Origin of the sequence: Methylophaga sp. UBA4204 (assembly GCF_002379485.1) — a bacterium.
In the GTDB taxonomy this organism is placed as follows: Bacteria; Pseudomonadota; Gammaproteobacteria; order Nitrosococcales; family Methylophagaceae; genus Methylophaga.
In genome coordinates this window covers 1-3,613 of sequence record NZ_DFTU01000098.1, presented here as the reverse complement: position 1 = coordinate 3,613, position 3,613 = coordinate 1, and the positions used below count along the sequence as shown (strand labels likewise).

3 protein-coding genes are annotated in these 3,613 nt (G+C 49.6%); all 3 read left to right on the top strand.

Going from position 1 to position 3,613, the window contains the following annotated elements; translation table 11 throughout:
• A partial coding sequence (locus tag B3182_RS14795; protein WP_292753329.1) for a chromate resistance protein ChrB domain-containing protein occupies window positions 1-279 on the top strand: 279 nt, incomplete at its 5' end.
• A 3-nt stretch (window positions 280-282) separates the two neighbouring features.
• A complete protein-coding gene (gene chrA, locus B3182_RS14790; RefSeq protein WP_292411515.1) occupies window positions 283-1,728 on the top strand; it encodes a chromate efflux transporter in 1,446 nt (481 codons plus the stop codon).
• 94 nt (window positions 1,729-1,822) lie between these two features.
• Complete coding sequence (locus B3182_RS14785) at window positions 1,823-2,746, top strand: DUF1259 domain-containing protein (RefSeq protein WP_292753325.1); 924 nt, start codon at window positions 1,823-1,825, stop codon at window positions 2,744-2,746.
• The last annotated feature ends 867 nt before the right edge of the window (window positions 2,747-3,613 follow it).

The following is a 3,613-nucleotide window of genomic DNA, read 5'->3' as shown; positions in this document are numbered from 1 at the left end:
CTGGGTTTCGATTTCGATGGGGCCACCTTCACCCATGTGGCTGAAAAAGTCACCTTCGAGACTTTACTGGCGAGCTTTGACCTGCGTCATGTGGCTCTGCAACGGATCGGGGAACTGGTGCACTACCTTGATGTAGGCGGCTACCAGCCACCGGAAGCTTCCGGAGTTGAGTACATATTGATGGGCCTTCGTGAGACTCTCAACGACGATGACCTGCTATTGCTAGCTGCCAATCAGGTGTTCGACAGCCTGTACACAGCCTACAATAAAGGGGAATAGAGTATGCAGGAACCTTCATCTGCTCCTGACTTGGTGGACCAAAAGACCAAAGAAACAACAGCAAGCAACATCAACAAATTCGGCCACCACATTTCGTTCAGGGAGGCTGTGCGCGTTTGGTTACGTATTGCCATGCTGAGCTTTGGTGGCCCTGCCGGCCAAATCGCAGTCATGCACCGCATTCTGGTGGATGAAAAACGATGGGTCAGTGAAAGCCGGTTTCTTCATGCGCTTAATTACTGCATGGTTCTACCTGGGCCGGAAGCTCAACAACTTGCCACCTACATCGGCTGGCTGCTGCATGGTGTCCGGGGCGGGTTAGTCGCGGGTGGTCTGTTCATACTGCCGGGCTTTTTAAGTATTTTGGTGCTCAGCGTTCTCTATGCAGGGTTTCAGGATGCAACTATGGTGCAAGCCCTGTTTTTTGGCATCAAGGCAGCTGTGCTGGCAATCGTTATTCAAGCGGTTATTCGTATCGGCAAGCGTGCCCTCAAAAATGCCTATATGTACACACTGGCTATCACTGCTTTTATTGCGATCTTCTTTTTTGCCGTGCCATTTCCGATAGTGATACTGACGGCTGCTTTCATTGGTTTGTTGGGAAGATATGTAGATCCAGAACGCTTTATGATCATCAAAGGGCACGATGCCCCGGAAGAGACTGATCGTGCGATCGACAATATGATCGATAGCGGCCAAGCAAACCACACAAAGGCAACACGTAATCGGGCATTTAAAGTACTCGCGGTCTGGCTGCCGTTGTGGTTCGCACCGCTTATAGTTTTACTTATGACACTAGGATATGACGACGTCTTTACCCAGATAGGCCTTTTCTTCAGCAAGCTGGCAGTCGTCACCTTCGGTGGTGCTTACTCAGTCTTGGCTTACATGGCGCAGGAGGCTGTACAGAATTACGGCTGGCTATCGCCGGGAGAAATGCTGGATGGCCTGGGCATGGCAGAATCGACGCCCGGCCCCCTTATTCAAGTAGTGCAATTTGTCGGTTTTATGGGCGCTTTCCGGGATGCCGGACTGCTCGATCCCTTTACAGCAGGTATTCTCGCATCGCTCCTGGCGACCTGGGTTACCTTTGTTCCCTGTTTTCTGTGGATATTTCTGGGTGCGCCCTATGTGGAAACGCTGCGCGGCAATCAGGCAGTCTGTGCAGCACTGTCGGCGGTGACCGCTGCCGTAGTCGGCGTCATGCTGAATCTGGCCATCTGGTTCGCTGTACATGTCGCTTTCGGTGAGGTGGAAACGGTTCGGTCCTTTGGTATACAGTGGCTGTTACCGACATGGCACAGTATTCAGATTGCCAGCGTTTTGCTGGCTCTGGGCGCCTTTATTGCCATGCTGCGTTTCAAGGTGGGTATGTTGCCGGTTATTTTCGTCAGTGCACTGCTCGGTATCATTTACTACCTGTTATTCGGAGGCGCTCCGGCATCTTAAAAGGCTAACCGATGAGATGAGTATCCGGTTCGTCTGTTTAAATCTCAAACAATTTAAAACCCAATCGAAAAAAACTTAATAATGGAGGATCATTATGAAAACCCATCCGCTTATGATATTCATCATAACCGCTCTGCTGATGCAGGCACCAGTTGCTTTCGCTGATGCGCCCGGCAGTCTCGATCCAAAAGTCATCAGTAAGGCTACGGACACTCAAGCCACGGTCAAACCGGACGGCGTCGTACGCATCGGTTGGCAACGCGAGGATGTGCCGGTCATGGTAGACGGGGTAAAGCTTCCAACACCAGCAGGTTTAGGAAGTTGGGCTGCGTTCAAAGCAGTTCCGGAAGGTGGCGTGATGCTGATGGGTGACACTGTGGTTTTCGAGGATGAAATCACTCCGGCAATGGATGCGGCTTTCGCCCATGGTCTGGAAATCACCGCGCTGCATAACCATTTCATATTTGATCGACCTCCTGTTTATTTTATGCATATCGGCGGTCATGGTGAGAACGCTGAAAAGCTTGCCGAAGGCGTCAAGGCCATGTGGGATGCCATAAAGAAGGTTCGCGAGAAACACGCCACACCGGTAGAGCGCTTTCCTGGCAGTGTGCCCGAAATCACCGGGGAGTATGACACAGCGTCGCTGGAAACCATTTTGGGTGTCGAAGGCAGTCTCAATGGTCAGGTACTAAAATTTACTTTTGGCCGCAGTGCCACCATGCATGGTACTGAGTTTGGCGCATCAATGGGATTGGCGACCTGGGCGGCCTTCACTGGCAATAAAGATCATGCAGTCGTCGATGGGGATTTCGCCATGACCGCTGGCGAGGTTCAACCTGTTATGAATGCTCTACGCGACGCCGGTATCCATATCGTTGCTTTGCATAATCACATGATTGGCGAAACGCCGCCCTATTATTTCTTGCACTACTGGGGTAACGGCGATCCTGAGGTATTGGCACGGGGGCTTCATGCTGCATTAGAAGTTCAAAAAAACGCCGGCACAAGCCATTAAAGGAGCAAAACATCGACTTACGAATGTTTGAGTTATTGGATTCCTGATGGCATCCACGGTGTGCGGGTCATCCCTTGGCTTGTTCTGTTGCCAATACACCTGTCAGTCATGCAAGTGGTGTTCAGGCCCCAGTTACGGGGGATAGTGGATGGCTTTCCGTATGAAGTTGCGCATAGATGATAAGTACATGGAGAAGGGATCTTCCACCCCTTCCTTGTACCTGCGCGACTGCACAGACTGGCTTGGACGAGAATACGTTGCGAGACATCTTCAATACTCGCACCGATTCTCGTAGCTGCTGAAACTGCTTCGAGACGCCTCGCATTATAAGTATCGACAAGCTTAACTTGAATTAGAAAGAGTTATATGAACATATATGTATATAAAGCAGTCAGTTAACCATATATAACATGTTGCTAAGTCAACATAATATATGCTCATATTCTATTCGAGTCCCCCGCATGGCTTGTTTTCTAACGTTGTAGCCGCAGCCTTTCGCATCAATTCGGCCACCCGATATGCCTGTCCATTCCCAGCTGCAACCACAATAGAGTGTTCCCATATTTTGAGCGTGGTTACGATCATGATAAATGTACTCTCGAAGTTCGGATTTAGCCTGGTTAAACGACTCGGGAGCAGCCGATATTTGAAATGAGAGAAAGAGTAGCGGGAGTAGTTGTAATACGATTTTAAGCATTCGACCGATTTAATTAGGTTGAGTTTAGCTGTCATCAACTCATTATGTTGAGAAGCAAAAGTACAAATGTTAGAAGAAATAGAAGTGGCATTATCCCCGATTAAAGCGTCTCAATCTGTGCTCCTATACCGTTTTTAACGGTAAAGAGGAGCCTGTCCTGATTTCTGTGT

Bases quoted from the DNA above. Each gene is read 5' to 3' on its own strand.
- B3182_RS14785 (WP_292753325.1), top strand. From the start codon at position 1,823: ATGAAAACCCATCCGCTTATGATATTCATCATAACCGCTCTGCTGATG.
- chrA (WP_292411515.1), top strand. From the start codon at position 283: ATGCAGGAACCTTCATCTGCTCCTGACTTGGTGGACCAAAAGACCAAA.